The following is a 15,584-nucleotide window of genomic DNA, read 5'->3' as shown; positions in this document are numbered from 1 at the left end:
GTGCGTCCCGGCAGCCGCCACCCACTACGGTGGAGGCATGCCCGACGCCGAGCGTGACACCCCCTGCGGCCTGCACCTCTACTGGGACGACGCGGTGGCCGCGTACGACTTCGGCCCCGGCCACCCGATGGACCCGACCAGGCTCGTCCTCACCAAGCACCTGGTCGACGCGTACGGGCTGAGCAGCGGGCCGGGAGTCACGGTGCGCTCCGCACCCGCCGCCGGCGACTCTACGCTGCGCCTGGTGCACACCGCCGAGTACATCGCCGCCGTCCGCAAGGTCGCCGCCGATCCGGCCCTCACCGACCTGCGGCACGGCCTGGGCACCGACGACAACTGGGCGTTCCCCGGGCTGCACACGGCCTCCGCGCTGATCGCCGGCCAGTCGGTCGCCGCCGCCGAGGCGGTGTGGCGCGGCGAGACCCCGCACGCCGTGAACTTCGCCGGCGGCCTGCACCACGCCATGCCCGACCGGGCGTCCGGCTTCTGCGTCTACAACGACCCGGCGCTGGCCGTCGCCCGGCTGCTGGAGCTCGGCGCCGAGCGGGTCGCCTACGTCGACGTGGACGTCCACCACGGGGACGGCGTCCAGCAGGCGTTCTGGAACGACCCGCGGGTGCTGACCGTCTCGCTGCACGAGAACCCGGCCACGCTCTTCCCGGAGACCGGCTGGTCCACCGAGACCGGCGGCCCGGACGCCCCCGGCAGTGCCGCCAACCTGCCGCTGCCGGCCGGCACCGGCGACGCCGGATGGCTGCGCGCCTTCCACGCCCTGGTGCCCGAACTCCTCGCCGCCTTCCGCCCGCAGGTCCTGGTCACCCAGCACGGCGCCGACACCCACGTCGAGGACCCGCTCGCCCACCTCGCGGTCAGCCTGGACGCCCAGCGGCTCGTCGCAGAGTCCCTGCACGGCCTCGCCCACCAGTACGCCGACGGCCGCTGGATCGCCCTCGGCGGGGGCGGCTACGCCGTCGTCGACGTCGTCCCGCGGACGTGGACCCACCTGGTCGCCACCGCGGCAGGACGCCCGCTCGACCCGGCCGCCGAGACCCCGGCCGACTGGCGCGCCGAGGTCTACCGCCGCACCAGACAGCAGGCCCCGCTGCGGATGACCGACGGCACCAGCCCCGACTGGCACGACTTCCACGAGCGGGGCTACGACCCCGCCTCCCGCCTCGACCAGGCGATCATCGCCGCCCGCCGGGCCGTCTACCCCCACCACGGCCTGCTGCCCTGACCCCGCCCGCCGCCCCGGCCGGGTCGGCGCCCGCCGCGCGCCCCCGCGCCGGGCCGGTGCTTCCGAGCGCCCCGCAGGGCCGAAAGGCCCGGTCCGCCTGCGCCAGACGCCGATCGGCTACGTACTGCAACGGGGGGATGCCGCACCGTACAAGGACTGCGCATCCCCCTCTTCCCACTGGTACCACCCATAACTACTCTGGGGATACACGTGTGCCGGTGGAGTCACCGGAGGGGAAGCCGGTGCCTTGCACACGGGTAAGGGTCGGGTGATGGTCATGAGTTCGGGCGAACGCCCCCTGCAGGAAGTCGTCTTCCTGACCGTGGCCGAGGTGGCCTCGGTCATGAGGGTGTCCAAGATGACGGTGTACCGGCTGGTGCACAGCGGCGAGCTGCCGGCCATCCGGGTCGGGCGCTCCTTCCGTGTCCCGGAGCAGGCGGTCCACGCGTACCTGAAGGAGTCCTACGTGCGCCTCGAGAGCGCGTAGGCCTGACACGGCGGGGCCAGGATTACTGCTTACCCCGAGCGGACGGTAGGCTAGGCCCTCCGTCAGTCGTATGGACACCCGTCTCCCATGGACGGGGTCCGAGTGAGCGAGGGTTGTTCCGTGGGCTCTGTCATTAAGAAGCGTCGCAAGCGTATGGCCAAGAAGAAGCACCGCAAGCTTCTGAAGCGGACTCGCGTGCAGCGTCGCAACAAGAAGTAACCCGCGGCCGGACTACTTCCCGCTCACGCGGGGGGCCAGCCGCTTGCACCGACGGCCGCCTCGCGCGCACCAGGTGTCCGCACTGCCCGCCCGGGCCCAGCCCGGGCGGGCAGTGGTGTCTTCGCACCCGGTGCGCGTCGCGCCGGTACGGCCCGCGCGTGGCGCCGGTACGGCCCGGAAACATCCGCGCGGTACGGTGCACTCAGGGCGATTCCGAGGAGGCCGCAGCAGCGTGGGCAGGACCGTGCTCGTCACCGGAGTGGCACGGCACCTAGGTGCCCGCTTCGCCGCCGGCATCGCCCGCGAGCGCGGCGTGGACCGGGTCGTCGGCGTCGACGTCCAACCGCCCGCCGAGGATCTCCCGCCGGACGTCTCCTTCGTCCGCGTCGACCTCCGCCGCCCCGCCATCGCCCGGGTGATCGCCGAGCACGAGGTCGACACCGTGGTGCACCTCAACGTCTCCGCGACGGGCCCCGGCGGCCGGACGGCGGTCAAGGAGACCAACGTCATCGGCACCATGCAGCTGCTCGGCGCCTGCCAGAAGGCCCCCGGTCTGCGCCGCCTGGTGGTGAAGTCCACCACCGGCGTGTACGGCTCCGCACCCCGCGACCCCGCCGTCTTCGCCGAGCGGATGCAGCCCAAGGAACTCCCCGCCGGCGGGTTCGCCCGCGACGCCGCCGAGGTCGAGGGCTACGTCCGCGGCTTCGGCCGCCGCCGCCCCGACGTCGCCGTCACCGTGCTGCGCTTCGCCAACATCGTCGGCCCCGCCGGCGACACCCCGCTCTGCGCCTACTTCACCCTGCCGGTGCTGCCCACCGTGCTCGGCCGCGACCCCCGGCTGCAGTTCGTCCACGAGGACGACGCCGTCGAGGTGCTCCGCCTCGCCACCCTCGACCCCCGCCCCGGCACGTCCAACACCGGCACCTTCAACGTGGCCGGCGACGGCGTGCTGCTGCTCTCCCAGTGCGCCCGCCGCCTCGGCCGGCCCACCGTGCCGCTGCTCCGCCCGGCCCTCGGCGCCGTCGCCGGGCTCGTCCGGCAGACCAGGCTCGCCGACATCTCGCCCGAGCTCATCCAGCTGCTCACCCACGGCCGGGTCGTCGACACCGCGCAGCTCCGCGAGACCTTCGGCCACACCCCGCGCTTCACCACCGCCGAGGCGTTCGCCGACTTCGTGGCCGCACAGCGGGCCGGCCTGCTGCCCCCCGAGCGGCTCGCCGCCGTCACCGACCGGCTGGCCGCCCTGCTCGGCCAGGACGACCGCCACACCGAGGAGCCGATGCCGCGATGACCGCAGCCCGCAGGACCGAGCCGGCCGAGGCCAAGGTCATTCCGATCGAGTCCGCCCCCAGCTGGCACGCCGGGCAGCCGCCCGCCGGCGGCCTCGCCGACCGCCTCGCCGAGGCCGTCGGCACCGCCCTCTCCGGGCAGCTCGGCGCCACCGCCACCAAGGTCTTCGGCAAGGGCTGGGAGGACCGCGCGGCGAGCGGCCTGGCCTTCCTGCGCCGCCGCATCACCGGCGACTACGAGGTCGACGAGTTCGGCTTCGACCGGGAGCTCACCGAGGAGGTCTTCCTCTCGCTGCTCCGCCCGGTCGCCGAGAAGTACTTCCGGGTGGAGGTCCGCGGCGTGGAGAACATCCCCGCCGAGGGCGGCGCACTGATCGTCGCCAACCACTCCGGCACCATCCCGCTGGACGCGCTGATGACCCAGGTGGCCATCCACGACCACCACCCGCACCGCCGGCACCTGCGGATGCTCGCCGCCGACCTGGTCTTCGTGCTGCCGGTCGCGGGCGAGCTCGCCCGCAAGGCGGGCCACACCCTCGCCTGCAACGAGGACGCCCAGGCGCTGCTGGAGCGCGGCGAGGTGGTCGGCGTCTGGCCGGAGGGCTTCAAGGGGATCGGCAAGCCGTTCTCCGAGCGCTACAAGCTCCAGCGGTTCGGGCGCGGCGGCTTCGTCTCGTCCGCGCTGCGCGCCGGGGTGCCGATCGTGCCCTGCTCGATCGTCGGTGCGGAAGAGACCTACCCGATGATCGGCAACCTCCGCTCGCTGGCCCGGCTGCTCGGGCTGCCGTACGTGCCCATCACGCCGACCTTCCCGTGGCTGGGGCCGCTCGGAGCCGTCCCGCTGCCCACCAAGTGGACGATCCAGTTCGGCGAGCCGATCCCGACCGACAGCTACCCGCGGGAGGCCGCGGACGACCCGATGCTGGTCTTCAACCTGGCGGACCAGGTGCGGGAGACCATCCAGCACACCCTCTACAAGCTGCTGGTGCAGCGGCGCTCGGTCTTCTTCTGAGCGGCGCCGGCCGGGTGCCCGGGCACGGGCGTGCCGCGGCGGCCGTGGGAGCTCGGGAATCCCACGGCCGCCGCGGCGTACGGCCTCAGCCCAGGGTGAGACCGGGCAGCAGACCGGGGATCAGCGGCGGGATGGTGATGCCCTGCCCCTCCGGTGCCGCGCTGGACGAACCGGTCGGCGCGGGGGAGGCGCCGGAGCCGGTCGTGCCGCCCGTGGCCGGGGCGCCGCTCTGCCCGCCGCCCAGGCCGCTGGTGAGGCCGTCGACCAGCCCGCCGACGCCCTGCGGGGCGGTGCTGGGCGCGGCCCCGTTCGGAGCGGTGCCGGTGCCGTGCGCGGTCGGCGCACCCGTGCCGCCCTGCGAGGTGCCCTGGACGGCGCCGCCGGACGCCTTGCCGGAGCCGGACTGCCCGCCGCTCGCCCCCGTGCCGGCCTGACCGCCCTTGCCGGGCTGCGCCAGGTGCAGGGGCGCGACGTCCTCGCTTATGTCGTCGAAGAGCTCGTCGACCTTCTCGGCCTGCGGGCCGAGCTGGCCGGGCAGCCGGTCGTGCAGCTGCGACCAGCGGTCGTCCTCGCCGTCGGCGAAGGTGGCGAGCTGCCGCATCGGGGCGAGCGAGCCGTTGGACCGGTAGACCGAACGCAGCAGGTCGCGGCCGCGGACGGCCTCGGCGTGCATGTCGTCCAGCGCACGGCGGACCTGCTCCACGGTGGCGGGGCTGAGCGTGTCCGGCGAGCCCGAGCGCTGCAGCAGGCTCTGCGCCTCGTCCAGCCGGGCGGAGGCCTGCTCGAGCAGCAGCGCGCCGCGCTCCGAGTCGGAGCCCGCCCAGTCCAGCCGGAGGCCCTCCAGCCCGCGCTTCATGCCGTACAGGGCGTCGCCCGGCAGTGCGTTGCCGCTGGCCGCCGCGGCGCCGGCGAAACTGCCGACCGCGACGCCCGCCACCAGACCGCCGATCGCCAGCCGGCGGCCCCAGCGGCCGCGGCCCGCACGGGCGGCGTGGCCCCCGCGCTGCCGGGGCACCGAGGGGGCCACGCCGCCGGCGAAGGCCTGCTCGAACGCGGCCATCAGCTGCGCCCGCTGGACCGCCTTGGCCTCCGCGGAGAACTCCGGGACGGGCAGCTCCTCCAGGGTGTCCGCCATGGCCAGCAGCTCGGCCATCGCGGTCGATCCGGCACGGTGGGAACCGCCCGCCGTGCCTCCGGCGGGGCCGCCCCCGCCGGGTGGGTTGTCCGTCCGGTGGGCCTCCAATGCCTCGGCGAAGGCCTTCGCCCGCCGGTGCTCCAGCACGTTTGCCGTCACGGGCCACACCTCCCTTCGTCGTTGTCGACACCGTGGCCAGCCGGAAGGTTGTCTCGGCGGGCCGAAACCACACCATCGGGTGATGCGGCCCGATCCTGCTTGACCGCAAGCCCGTCGGTGGTTTCCACGCTGGCCAACGAGCGGTGCCGGGAGTCGGTTACGCACGGCTGATCATGTGACCGCCCTTTCACCCGCCCGTGTCGGAGCACGGGCCCGGGTGACGGGCCGTCGGCGCCGGGCGGCGCGGCCCTGCCGCTCACCGCGCGTCCGGCGGCAGCAGGCGGGCCAGGGTGCGCACCGCGCGGTACTGGAGGGTCTTGATGGCGCCCTCGTTCTTGCCCATGATGCGGGCCGTCTCGGCGACCGAGAGGCCTTGCAGGAAGCGGAGGTTGACACACTCCTGCTGCTGCGGGTTGAGCCGCCGGACGGCGTCCCGCAGGGCTGCGTTGGCGAGCGACTCCAGCACCGACTCCTCGGGGCTGCGCTCGCACTCGTTGGAGTCCAGCATCTCGCCGGTGGTGACCTCCAGCCGGAACCGGCTGGACTTGAAGTGGTCGGCCACCAGGTTGCGGGCGATGGTTACCAGCCAGGCGCCGAAGTCCCGGCCCTGCCAGGTGAAGGTGCCGATCCGGCGCAGTGCGCGCAGGAAGGTCTCGCTGGTGAGGTCCTCGGCGGTGGCCCGGCTGCCGACCCGGTAGTAGATGTACCGGTAGACGGTGTCCGCGTACTGGTCGTAGAGCCGGCCGAAGGCCTCGCTCTCGCCGGCCTGGGCGCGCTCGACCAGCTCCATCACCGGGTTGTGCTCGGTGTCGGCGCCGGTGCCGCGGTCCGTCCGGGGACGGCTGCGGGCCGTGGCACCGATACCGCGGCCGCGGGTGCCGGCGGCGGTGCCGCCGGTCGTCGTCGAGCGCAGCAGGGTGCCCGGGCGGGCGGCGGGGACGGGACGGCGGACGGGCGCGGCGGCCGGGACGGCCCCCGCGACCGCGGGCTGGGGGACCAGCACCTGGAATTCGCGGACGGCGGCCCACAGCCGGTCCAGCCGGGCGCCGGTGCGCAGGGTGGCGGTCGACGGGCGGGAGGTGGCAGGCACGTCGTTCCGGACGGGTGGGTACACGGGACTCCCAGAGGCAGAACTGTGGACGGGTCACCTCCGCCTGTGCGGAGAGCACGCCCCCGGCCCCCGCCGGGGGGACACGCAGGTGCCGTGCATCCAGGAGAGGATAACGCTTTGTGCAATGACGGCTACACCCTGTGGCGGAACTGGTCGTTTGAGATCCGGATGGCGCGTATATTCAGCCGGTACTGATCGCCCCTAGCCGGTCCGGGCGCGCAATGTGTGATCGATTGTCGACGCGGTGTGACCGATTCGGGTGAACGGCGGGCGGTTTCCCTGCCTCGGGGTCCGGTAACCCACAACTTTCCCGAGGCGCCGAACGATCGGATCCGGTCGGCAACGAAGCGGACCCGACCGGCCGGCGCCCCTCCGGGATCGCCCTTCCGTGTGAGCGGTTCCCACCTGCGAAGTGGACGGCGAAGGCCCGGGTCGTCCGGTCCGGGTCGGCCCCGCGCCGCCCGTCCGGTGGCGGACCGTCAGGCCGTGCGCCGCCGGCGGTGGACGGCGAGGGCGGCGGCGGTGGCGCCCGCTGCGACGCCGAGACCCACGGCGGCCGGCAGGCCGACCCTGGCGGCCTTGCGGCCCGTCCGGAAGTCGCGGACCCGCCAGCCGTTGGCCCGGGCGTGCCGCCGCAGCGGGGCGTCCGGGTTCACCACGTAGGGGTGGCCGACCAGGCTGAGCATCGGGATGTCGTTGGCGGAGTCGCTGAACGCCGCGCACCGGGCGAGGTCCAGCTGCTCCCGGCGGGCCAGCGCCTGCACCGCGGCGGCCTTGGCCGGGCCGTGCAGCAGCCCGCCGACCAGCCTGCCGGTGTACTCGCCGTCGGCCGTCTCGGCGACCGTGGCCAGGGTGCCGGTCATGCCGAGCCGGCGGGCGATGATCCGGGCGATCTCCTGGGGCGCGGCGGTGACCAGCCAGACCCGCTGGCCGGCGTCCAGGTGCATCTGGACGAGGGCGCGGGTGCCCGGCCACACCTTGTCCGCGATGACCTCCTCGAAGATCTCCTCGCAGATCTGCTCCAGCTCGGCCGTCCGCTTGCCGGCGACCAGGCCGAGCGCGGTGTCCTGGGCGTCCGCGATGTGCGCCGGGTCCTCCGAGCCGTGCAGCCGGAACCACGCCTGCTGCCAGACGAACCGGGCGACGTCGCGGCGGGTGAAGAAGCGGCGGCGGTACAGGCCGACGCCCAGGTAGAACATGGCGGCGCCGCGCAGGATCGTGTTGTCGCAGTCGAAGAAGGCGGCGGCCCGCGGGTCGTCCGGGGTCGGGGTGTGGTCCTCGGCGGGTGCCTTGGGCGGACGCCCCGGCTTCTCGGCCTTCTCGGCCTTCTCGGCCTTCACCGTGGCGCTGCCGTTCCGCTCCGCGCGCCGGGCGGCGACGGCGAGCAGGTCGGCCTCGGCCGCGTCGGCGGCGGCCTCGCCCGCCAGCGCCGTCCGCTCGTCGGAGGAACGCCTTGCGAGGTGGAGCCTTCGTAGCGCGACCATGGACCGAGCATAGCCAGGCCTGCCGACTCTTCCCGTGACGCCCGCGTGCAGGTGCCGTTAACGGTGCGCATCGGGGCAGTGACCCGCGCCACGGGCGCACAATGGCGGGGTGAGCCTGCTGCGACGCGACAAGAACAAGAAGCCCGCCGACCGGGTCGTCACCCTGATCGGCAAGCCCGGCTGCCACCTGTGCGACGACGCCCGTACCGTCCTCCTCCGGGTCACCGGCGAGCTCGGCGCCGCCTTCGAGGAGAAGGACATCACCCAGGACGAGGCGCTGTACCGCGAGTGCGCCGAGCAGATCCCGGTGACCCTGATCGACGGCCGCCAGCACGACTTCTGGCGGGTGGACGAGCGCCGGCTGCGCGCCGCCCTCGGCGCCTGAGGCGCCCCCGCGGCGCCCGCCCACGCCTCTCCGCCGCCCGCGGAACCCCGGGCCGCCCCCGCCGATCGGCGGGGGCGGCGGACCGAATCGTTGCCTAGCCGATAGAGATCATCCGGCAAATCGGTGAATTCGTCGGCTTACGATCGAGCCTGTTTCGTGTCCGCCGGGGGCCTGCAGGCGAAGGAGAGAGCGCGATGGGCGGCTATGCCGTCGTCGACGTCGAGGCCACCGGCCGCAGCCCCTGGCGGCACCGGGTCGTCGAGGTCGCGGTCGTCCTGCTGGACGGCAGCCTCCGCACCGAGGAGGCCTTCTCCACCCTGGTCGACCCCGTCGGGCCGGTCGGTCCGACCCATGTGCACCGGATCACCCAGGACGACGTGGTCGGCGCCCCGCGCTTCCGCGAGGTCGCCCCCTACCTGCTCGACCTGCTGGCCGGGCGGGTCATGGTCGGCCACCACGTCTCCTGCGACCACGCCTTCCTGGAGCGCGAATTCGCCCGGATCGGGGTGCCGCTGCCGCCCGTCCAACTGCTCTGCACCATGCACCTCGCCCGCACCCACCTGCCCGCCGCCACCGGCTGGGGCCTCGCCGCCTGCGTGGAGGCCGCCGGACTCGGCTGGTACCCGGCGCACACCGCGATGGGTGACGCCCGGGCCGCCGCCGACCTGCTGCGCCACTACGTCCGCGCCGAGGCGCTGCCCCCGGCCGACCGCCGGGAGCCGCTCCGGGCGGCCGCGTCCGTCCCCTGGCCGCGGCTCGGCCGGGCCCGCTCGCTGGCCGAGGGGGAGGCGGTGCCGCTGCTGCGGCGGGAGGCCGCGCTGGGCCCGTGGCCGCTGGGCGCGGCCGTACCGGGGCTGCCCGACCAGGGCGCCGCGGTGGCGTCCGAGGCGGTGCCGACGGCGCCGGGCGGTGAGTGATGCGCATCACTGTGGAGGGACAAATCGGACACCATCTTTGTGCACACGTTCACAAACGCATAGCCTGGCTGCCTAAGCCCAGCTTCACCCTCGGGAGCACCGTGGCAATCGGCCGACCCACCCAGAGCAGTTCGCAGGCGCCCGACACCGGCGCCGCGCGCCGACCCTCGCGTGCCCGGGGCATCCCGGAGGCGACCGTCGCCCGCCTCCCCCTCTACCTGCGGGCCCTGACCGCGCTCTCCGAGCGGTCCGTCCCCACCGTCTCCTCCGAGGAACTGGCCGCCGCCGCCGGCGTCAACTCCGCCAAGCTCCGCAAGGACTTCTCCTACCTCGGCTCCTACGGCACCCGCGGCGTCGGCTACGACGTCGAGTACCTGGTCTACCAGATCTCCCGTGAGCTGGGTCTCACCCAGGACTGGCCGGTCGTCATCGTCGGCATCGGAAACCTCGGCCACGCCCTCGCCAACTACGGCGGCTTCGCCTCCCGCGGCTTCCGGGTCGCCGCCCTGCTCGACGCGGACCCGGGCGTCGTCGGCTCCACCGCCGCCGGCCTGCCCGTCCGGCACATGGACGAGCTGGAGCAGATCGTCGAGAGCCAGCAGGTCTCCATCGGCGTGATCACCACCCCGCCCGGCGCCGCCCAGCAGGTCTGCGACCGCCTCGTCGAGGCCGGCGTGACCAGCATCCTCAACTTCGCCCCCACCGTGCTGACCGTCCCGGACGGCGTGGACGTGCGCAAGGTGGACCTCTCCATAGAGCTCCAGATCCTCGCCTTCCACGAGCAGCGCAAGGCCGGCGAGGAGCCCGGCGGCACCGACTCGGTGCTCGACCGCGCGCCCGGCCCCGTCCGCGCCGCCGCCGCCAAGCTGCGCCGCGCCGCCGGCGGCACCGCCAAGGCCGAGCCCGCCCAGGGCACCGCCGCGCAGCCCGCCCCCGGCCGCGCCGCCAAGACGGCTCCGAGCCCCAAGACGGTCCAGACCGCCGGCGGCGAGGGCGACCTCTCGGCGGTGATGCCGGCATGAGCCTGCTCGTCGTCGGACTGAGCCACCGCACCGCCCCCGTCGGCGTGCTGGAGCGCGCCGCCCTCACCGGCGAGGTCCCCACCCGCCTGCTGCACGACGCCGCCGCCTCGGCCACCGTCGCCGAGGCCGCCCTGGTCAACACCTGCAACCGGATCGAGCTCTACGCGGACGTGGACAAGTTCCACGCCGGCGTCGCCGAGCTGTCCCTGCTGCTCGCCCACCACAGCGGCGTCGACCTGGAGGAGCTCACCTCCCACCTGTACGTCCACTACGAGGACCGCGCCGTCCACCACCTCTTCTCGGTGGCCTGCGGCCTGGACTCGATGGTCGTCGGCGAGGGCCAGATCCTCGGCCAGCTGCGCGACGCACTGGCCCGCGCCCAGGACGAGCACACCGCCGGCCGCGGCCTCAACGAGCTGTTCCAGCAGGCCCTGCGGGTCGGCAAGCGCGCCCACAGCGAGACCGGCATCGACAAGGCCGGGCAGTCCCTGGTCACCTTCGGCCTGGAGCAGGTCGCCGCGGCCGCCGGCGAGATCGCCGGCAAGCGCGTCCTGGTGGTCGGCGCCGGCTCGATGAGCTCGCTCGCCGCCGCCACCCTGGTGCGCTCCGGCGTCACCGACCTGCTCATCGCCAACCGCACCCCCGAGCGCGCCGAGCGGCTGGTCGCCATCCTCGGCACCGGCCGCACCGTCGACTTCGCCAAGGTCCCGGAGGCCCTCGCCGACGTCGACCTGGTCGTCTCCTGCACCGGAGCGGCCGGCGTGGTCGTCACCGCCGACGAGGTCGCCGCCGCCGTCGCCGCCCGCACCGGCGACGGCCCGCTCGCCTTCCTCGACCTCGCCATGCCGCGCGACGTCCACCACGACGTCCACGAGCTGCCCGGCGCCCTCCTGGTCGACATCGAGAGCCTCTCCCACGCGCACTCCGCCGCCGGCCCCGGCGCCGGGGACGTGGACGCCGTCACCGGCATCGTCGCCGACGAGGTCGCCGCCTTCGGCGCCGCCCAGCGCGCCGCCCGGATCGCCCCCACCGTGGTGGCGCTCCGGTCCATGGCCTCCGACGTCGTCATCGGCGAACTCGCCCGCCTCGAAGCGCGGCTGCCCGACCTCGACGAGCGCTCCCGCGCCGAGATCGGCCAGACCGTGCGCCGCGTCGTCGACAAGCTGCTGCACGCCCCCACCGTGCGGGTCAAGCAGCTCGCCGCCGAGCCCGGCGGCGCCTCCTACGCGGACGCGCTGCGCGAGCTCTTCGACCTGGACCCGGCGGCCGTTCACGCCGTCTCCGGCACCCCGGCGTCCGCGCCGGCCGCCGGCCGACCCGCCCACGGCGGAGCGGCCGGATGAACCCCGTAAATCCCCACCGGCACGACCTGGACGAGCACCTCATGAATGGTCAACTGAGCAGCCCCCCGGGCGCCCCCGAGCAGCCGCTGCGCCTCGGCACCCGGCGCAGCGCCCTTGCGATGGCGCAGTCCGGCATGGTCGCGCGCGAGGTGAGCCGGGTCACCGGCCGCCCGGTGGAACTGGTCGAGATCACCACGTACGGCGACACCTCCCGGGAGGCGCTGGCGCAGATCGGCGGCACCGGCGTGTTCGTCTCGGCGCTGCGCGACGCCCTCCTCGAGGGCCGCATCGACCTCGCCGTGCACTCCCTCAAGGACCTGCCCACGGCCGCCCCCGCCGGCCTGCGGCTCGCCGCCGTCCCGGAGCGCGAGGACTTCCGCGACGCACTCGTCGCCCGTGACGGCCTCTCCCTCCAGGAGCTCGTCGAGAAGCTCGCCGGCAGCGGCCGCGCTGCCCGGATAGGCACCGGCTCCCCGCGCCGGATGGCCCAGCTCAACGCCTGGGCCGCGGCCCGCGGCGCCGCCCTGGAGACCGTCCCGATCCGCGGCAACGTGGACACCCGGATCGGCTACGTCGCCTCCGGCGAACTGGACGCCGTGCTGCTCGCCACCGCGGGCCTCAACCGGCTCGGCCGCAGCGCCGAGATCACCGAGCACCTCGACCCCGAGCTGATGGTCCCGGCCCCCGGCCAGGGCGCACTCGCCGTCGAATGCGTGGACGCCGGCCTCGCCGCACAGCTCGGCGCGCTCGACCACACGCCCACCCGGGCCGCGGTCGTCGCCGAACGCGCCCTGCTCGCCGCCCTGGAGGCCGGCTGCTCGGCGCCCGTCGCCGCGCTGGCCACCTGGGCCGGCACCGAACTGAAGCTGGAGGGCGTGGTCGGCACCACCGACGGCGCCACCCTGCTGAGAATGACCGCCACCGGTCCGCTCGTCCTGGACGGGACGGCCGAGGAGCAGGCCGCGGCGCTGGGCCGCGCGCTCGCTGCCCGGCTGCTCGACCAGGGGGCGGCCGGCCTGATGGGGGAGCGAAACCGATGAGCCCCACCGCCGCCACCAGCCCCTCCAACGGCCCGGCCCAGCCGACCGGCCGCTGCACCTTCCTGGGCGCGGGCCCGGGCGACCCGGGTCTCCTCACCCTCCGCGCGGTCGACGTGCTGGCCTCGGCCGACGTTCTGATCGCCGACCCGCTGACCGCCGCCGCCGTCCGCGCGCACTGCCCGGCCGGCGTCCAGGTGCACAACCCCGCCGAGGAGGACGGCCTCGACGTCGCCAAGCTCGTCGCGGACGCCGTCCGCGCCGGCAAGCACGTGGTGCGCACCGTCGACGGCGACCCGGGGCTCGACGGCTGCGCCGCCGAGGAGATGCTCGGCTGCGCCGGCGCGGAGATCGCCTTCGAGGTGATCCCCGGCGTCGCCCAGTCGGTCGGCGTGCCGGCCTACGCGGGTGTGCCGCTGCGCAGCAGCCAGGGCGCCGACGTGCGCTTCGTCGACGCGGCGGCGCTGCTCGGCGGCGCCGGCGTCGACCTGGGCGCGCTGGAGACCACCCTGGTCGTCCGCACCACCCTCGGTCAGCTGCCGGCCACCGCCAACGCGCTGGTCGCCAACGGCCGCAAGCCCGAGGCCGCGCTCTCGGCGACGCTGTCCGGCACCACCACCCGGCAGCGGACCTTCACCTCCACGCTGGCCGGCATCGCCGCCGACCTGAAGGCGGCCCGGGTGCTGCCCTCCCCGGTGTCGGCCCCGGTCGACCCGGCGACGCCGGTGATAGCCGTGGTGGGCGAGCAGGTCGCCCACCGGGCCTCGCACTCGTGGTTCGAGACCAAGCCGCTGTTCGGCTGGAACGTGCTCGTCCCGCGGACGAAGGAGCAGGCGCACGGCCTGTCCGACCAGCTGCGCGGCTACGGCGCCGTCCCGCAGGAGGTGCCGACCATCGCGGTGGAGCCCCCGCGCACCCCGCAGCAGATGGAGCGCGCCATCAAGGGCCTGGTGACCGGCCGCTACGAGTGGATCGCGTTCACCTCGGTCAACGCCGTGAAGGCCGTCCGGGAGAAGTTCGAGGAGTACGGCCTGGACGCCCGCGCCTTCGCCGGCATCAAGGTCGCCGCGGTCGGCGAGACCACCGCGCAGGCCCTGGTCGACTTCGGCGTGAAGCCCGACCTGGTGCCGTCCGGCGAGCAGTCCGCGGCCGGCCTGCTGGAGGACTGGCCGCCCTACGACCCGGTCTTCGACCCGATCGACCGGGTGCTGCTGCCGCGCGCCGACATCGCCACCGAGACGCTCGTCGCCGGCCTGGTCGAACTCGGCTGGGAGGTCGACGACGTGACCGCGTACCGCACGGTGCGCGCCTCGCCGCCGCCGGCCGAGACCCGCGAGGCGATCAAGGGCGGAGGCTTCGACGCGGTGCTCTTCACCTCGTCCTCCACCGTGCGGAACCTGGTCGGCATCGCCGGCAAGCCGCACAACGTGACCGTCATCGCCTGCATCGGCCCGGCCACCGCCAAGACGGCCGAGGAGCACGGCCTGCGGGTCGACGTGATGGCGCCCGCGCCGTCCGCCGCCGCGCTCGCCCAGGCCCTCGCCGAATTCGGCGCCCGCCGCCGGGACACCGCGGTCGCCGCCGGCGAGCCGGTCTACCGGCCGAGCGAGCGCCGCCCCGGGTCGCGCCGCAAGGCCGCCCGCTGAACCCCGCCGCCGGGGAGGCCCCGAGCCTCCCCGGCGGTTTCGTGTCGTGAGAGAGAAGCAGCAGTTGTCCGCCGAATTCCCGACCGTACGCCCGCGCCGCCTCCGCTCGACCCCGGCCATGCGCCGACTGGTCGCCGAGACCCGCCTGCACCCGGCCGAACTGATCCTCCCCGCTTTCGTCCGCGAGGGCATCACCGAGCCGAAGCCGATCACCTCGATGCCCGGCGTCGTCCAGCACACCCGGGACACCCTGCGCTGGGCCGCCGTGGAGGCCGCCGAGGCCGGCCTGGGCGGCATCATGCTGTTCGGCGTGCCCGAGGTGCAGGACGCGGTCGGCAGCGAGGGCACCAACCCGGACGGCATCCTGCAGCAGGCCATCCGCGACGTGGTCGCCGAGGTCGGCGACCAGCTGGTCGTCATGTCCGACCTCTGCCTGGACGAGTACACCGACCACGGCCACTGCGGCGTCCTCGCCGAGGACGGCTCGGTCGACAACGACGCCACCCTGGAGCGCTACGCCGAGATGGCCGTGGTGCAGGCCGACGCCGGCGTCCACCTGGTCGGCCCGTCCGGCATGATGGACGGTCAGATCGGCGTGGTCCGGCGGGCCCTGGACGAGGCCGGCCACCAGGACACCGGCATCCTCGCCTACACCGCCAAGTACGCCTCCGCCTTCTACGGTCCGTTCCGCGAGGCCGTCGGCTCCTCGCTCAAGGGCGACCGCAAGACCTACCAGCAGGACCCGGCCAATGCCCGGGAGTCGCTGCGCGAGCTGGAGCAGGACGTCGCCGAGGGCGCCGACCTCGTCATGGTGAAGCCCGCCATGGCCTACCTGGACGTGCTGCGGCAGATCGCCGACGCCTCCCCGGTGCCGGTCTCCGCGTACCAGGTCTCCGGCGAGTACGCGATGATCGAGGCCGCCGCCGCCAACGGCTGGGTGGACCGCGAGCGGATCATCCTGGAGACGCTCACCTCGATCCGCCGGGCCGGGGCCGAGCAGATCCTCACCTACTGGGCGGTCGAGGCCGCGGGGATGCTGCGCTAGGGCGTTCCTTCAAGGCACCCGGGTGGCCGATCAGGGGCGGTGGTTGCCCGAGTACC

The 15,584-nt window shown here is 74.6% G+C and carries 15 protein-coding genes; 12 read left to right on the top strand and 3 right to left on the bottom strand.

Going from position 1 to position 15,584, the window contains the following annotated elements:
* Positions 1-37: 37 nt before the first annotated feature.
* The 5 genes from ACQ614_RS15885 to ACQ614_RS15865 all read left to right on the top strand — a co-directional run bounded on the left by ACQ614_RS15885 (position 38) and on the right by ACQ614_RS15865 (position 4,244).
* The gene (locus ACQ614_RS15885; RefSeq protein WP_431679219.1) at positions 38-1,237 is read left to right on the top strand and encodes an acetoin utilization protein AcuC; all 1,200 of its coding nucleotides are present in this window, start codon (positions 38-40) and stop codon (positions 1,235-1,237) included.
* 277 nt (positions 1,238-1,514) lie between these two features.
* Positions 1,515-1,724 carry a helix-turn-helix domain-containing protein gene (locus ACQ614_RS15880; protein WP_052390398.1) on the top strand — a complete coding sequence of 70 codons (210 nt, stop codon included), beginning with the start codon at positions 1,515-1,517 and terminating at the stop codon, positions 1,722-1,724.
* Positions 1,725-1,811: 87 nt separating this feature from the next.
* Entirely contained in the window at positions 1,812-1,943 is a 132-nt protein-coding gene (locus ACQ614_RS15875; protein WP_425555045.1) for a 30S ribosomal protein bS22, read from the top strand.
* A gap of 232 nt (positions 1,944-2,175) precedes the next feature.
* Positions 2,176-3,234, top strand: a complete 1,059-nt coding sequence (locus ACQ614_RS15870) for an NAD-dependent epimerase/dehydratase family protein (RefSeq protein WP_431679217.1) — start codon at positions 2,176-2,178, stop codon at positions 3,232-3,234.
* Complete coding sequence (locus ACQ614_RS15865; RefSeq protein WP_431679216.1) at positions 3,231-4,244, top strand: lysophospholipid acyltransferase family protein; 1,014 nt, start codon at positions 3,231-3,233, stop codon at positions 4,242-4,244. Before ACQ614_RS15870 ends, ACQ614_RS15865 begins: the two co-directional genes overlap by 4 nt.
* Before the next feature lie 85 nt (positions 4,245-4,329).
* On the opposite strand, the gene ACQ614_RS15860 is transcribed toward ACQ614_RS15865, so the two are convergent.
* From ACQ614_RS15860 to ACQ614_RS15850, 3 genes are all read right to left on the bottom strand, one after another.
* Complete coding sequence (locus ACQ614_RS15860; RefSeq protein WP_431679215.1) at positions 4,330-5,538, bottom strand: DUF5667 domain-containing protein; 1,209 nt, start codon at positions 5,536-5,538, stop codon at positions 4,330-4,332.
* A gap of 256 nt (positions 5,539-5,794) precedes the next feature.
* Entirely contained in the window at positions 5,795-6,652 is an 858-nt protein-coding gene (locus ACQ614_RS15855) for an ECF subfamily RNA polymerase sigma factor, BldN family (RefSeq protein ID WP_431679214.1), read from the bottom strand.
* Positions 6,653-7,128: 476 nt separating this feature from the next.
* Complete coding sequence (locus ACQ614_RS15850) at positions 7,129-8,133, bottom strand: HAD family hydrolase (RefSeq protein WP_431679212.1); 1,005 nt, start codon at positions 8,131-8,133, stop codon at positions 7,129-7,131.
* Positions 8,134-8,242: 109 nt separating this feature from the next.
* Here ACQ614_RS15850 and ACQ614_RS15845 point away from each other — a divergent pair, with 109 nt between their 5' ends.
* From ACQ614_RS15845 to hemB, 7 genes are all read left to right on the top strand, one after another.
* Entirely contained in the window at positions 8,243-8,518 is a 276-nt protein-coding gene (locus tag ACQ614_RS15845) for a glutaredoxin family protein (RefSeq protein WP_431679211.1), read from the top strand.
* Positions 8,519-8,712: 194 nt separating this feature from the next.
* A complete protein-coding gene (locus tag ACQ614_RS15840; protein ID WP_431679210.1) occupies positions 8,713-9,435 on the top strand; it encodes a 3'-5' exonuclease in 723 nt (240 codons plus the stop codon).
* 107 nt (positions 9,436-9,542) lie between these two features.
* Positions 9,543-10,457: a redox-sensing transcriptional repressor Rex gene (locus ACQ614_RS15835; protein ID WP_431683938.1), complete on the top strand. Its 915-nt coding sequence runs from the start codon at positions 9,543-9,545 to the stop codon at positions 10,455-10,457.
* Positions 10,454-11,800, top strand: coding sequence for a glutamyl-tRNA reductase (locus ACQ614_RS15830; RefSeq protein ID WP_431679209.1), 1,347 nt, complete (start codon positions 10,454-10,456; stop codon positions 11,798-11,800). The genes ACQ614_RS15835 and ACQ614_RS15830 overlap by 4 nt, the downstream gene beginning before the upstream one ends.
* Positions 11,801-11,841: 41 nt before the next feature.
* Complete coding sequence (gene hemC / locus ACQ614_RS15825) at positions 11,842-12,840, top strand: hydroxymethylbilane synthase (RefSeq protein WP_431683937.1); 999 nt, start codon at positions 11,842-11,844, stop codon at positions 12,838-12,840.
* Positions 12,837-14,483, top strand: a complete 1,647-nt coding sequence (locus tag ACQ614_RS15820; RefSeq protein WP_431679208.1) for a uroporphyrinogen-III synthase — start codon at positions 12,837-12,839, stop codon at positions 14,481-14,483. The genes hemC and ACQ614_RS15820 overlap by 4 nt, the downstream gene beginning before the upstream one ends.
* 46 nt (positions 14,484-14,529) lie before the next feature.
* Positions 14,530-15,528, top strand: coding sequence for a porphobilinogen synthase (hemB, locus tag ACQ614_RS15815; protein WP_431679207.1), 999 nt, complete (start codon positions 14,530-14,532; stop codon positions 15,526-15,528).
* Positions 15,529-15,584 lie beyond the last annotated feature (56 nt).

It is taken from the genome of Kitasatospora dryopteridis (assembly GCF_050749075.1).
In the GTDB taxonomy this organism is placed as follows: domain Bacteria; phylum Actinomycetota; class Actinomycetes; order Streptomycetales; family Streptomycetaceae; genus Kitasatospora.
Note: the sequence above shows the minus strand (reverse complement) of the source record. Positions and strands in the feature narration are given on the sequence as shown.

What these genes read in the sequence shown, in the direction of transcription:
- ACQ614_RS15885 (WP_431679219.1), top strand. Translation starts at nt 38, where the DNA reads ATGCCCGACGCCGAGCGTGACACCCCCTGCGGCCTGCACCTCTACTGG.
- ACQ614_RS15880 (WP_052390398.1), top strand. Translation starts at nt 1,515, where the DNA reads ATGAGTTCGGGCGAACGCCCCCTGCAGGAAGTCGTCTTCCTGACCGTG.
- ACQ614_RS15875 (WP_425555045.1), top strand. Translation starts at nt 1,812, where the DNA reads ATGGACGGGGTCCGAGTGAGCGAGGGTTGTTCCGTGGGCTCTGTCATT.
- ACQ614_RS15865 (WP_431679216.1), top strand. Translation starts at nt 3,231, where the DNA reads ATGACCGCAGCCCGCAGGACCGAGCCGGCCGAGGCCAAGGTCATTCCG.
- ACQ614_RS15850 (WP_431679212.1), bottom strand. Translation starts at nt 8,133, where the DNA reads ATGGTCGCGCTACGAAGGCTCCACCTCGCAAGGCGTTCCTCCGACGAG.
- ACQ614_RS15840 (WP_431679210.1), top strand. Translation starts at nt 8,713, where the DNA reads ATGGGCGGCTATGCCGTCGTCGACGTCGAGGCCACCGGCCGCAGCCCC.
- ACQ614_RS15830 (WP_431679209.1), top strand. Translation starts at nt 10,454, where the DNA reads ATGAGCCTGCTCGTCGTCGGACTGAGCCACCGCACCGCCCCCGTCGGC.
- hemC (WP_431683937.1), top strand. Translation starts at nt 11,842, where the DNA reads ATGAATGGTCAACTGAGCAGCCCCCCGGGCGCCCCCGAGCAGCCGCTG.
- ACQ614_RS15820 (WP_431679208.1), top strand. Translation starts at nt 12,837, where the DNA reads ATGAGCCCCACCGCCGCCACCAGCCCCTCCAACGGCCCGGCCCAGCCG.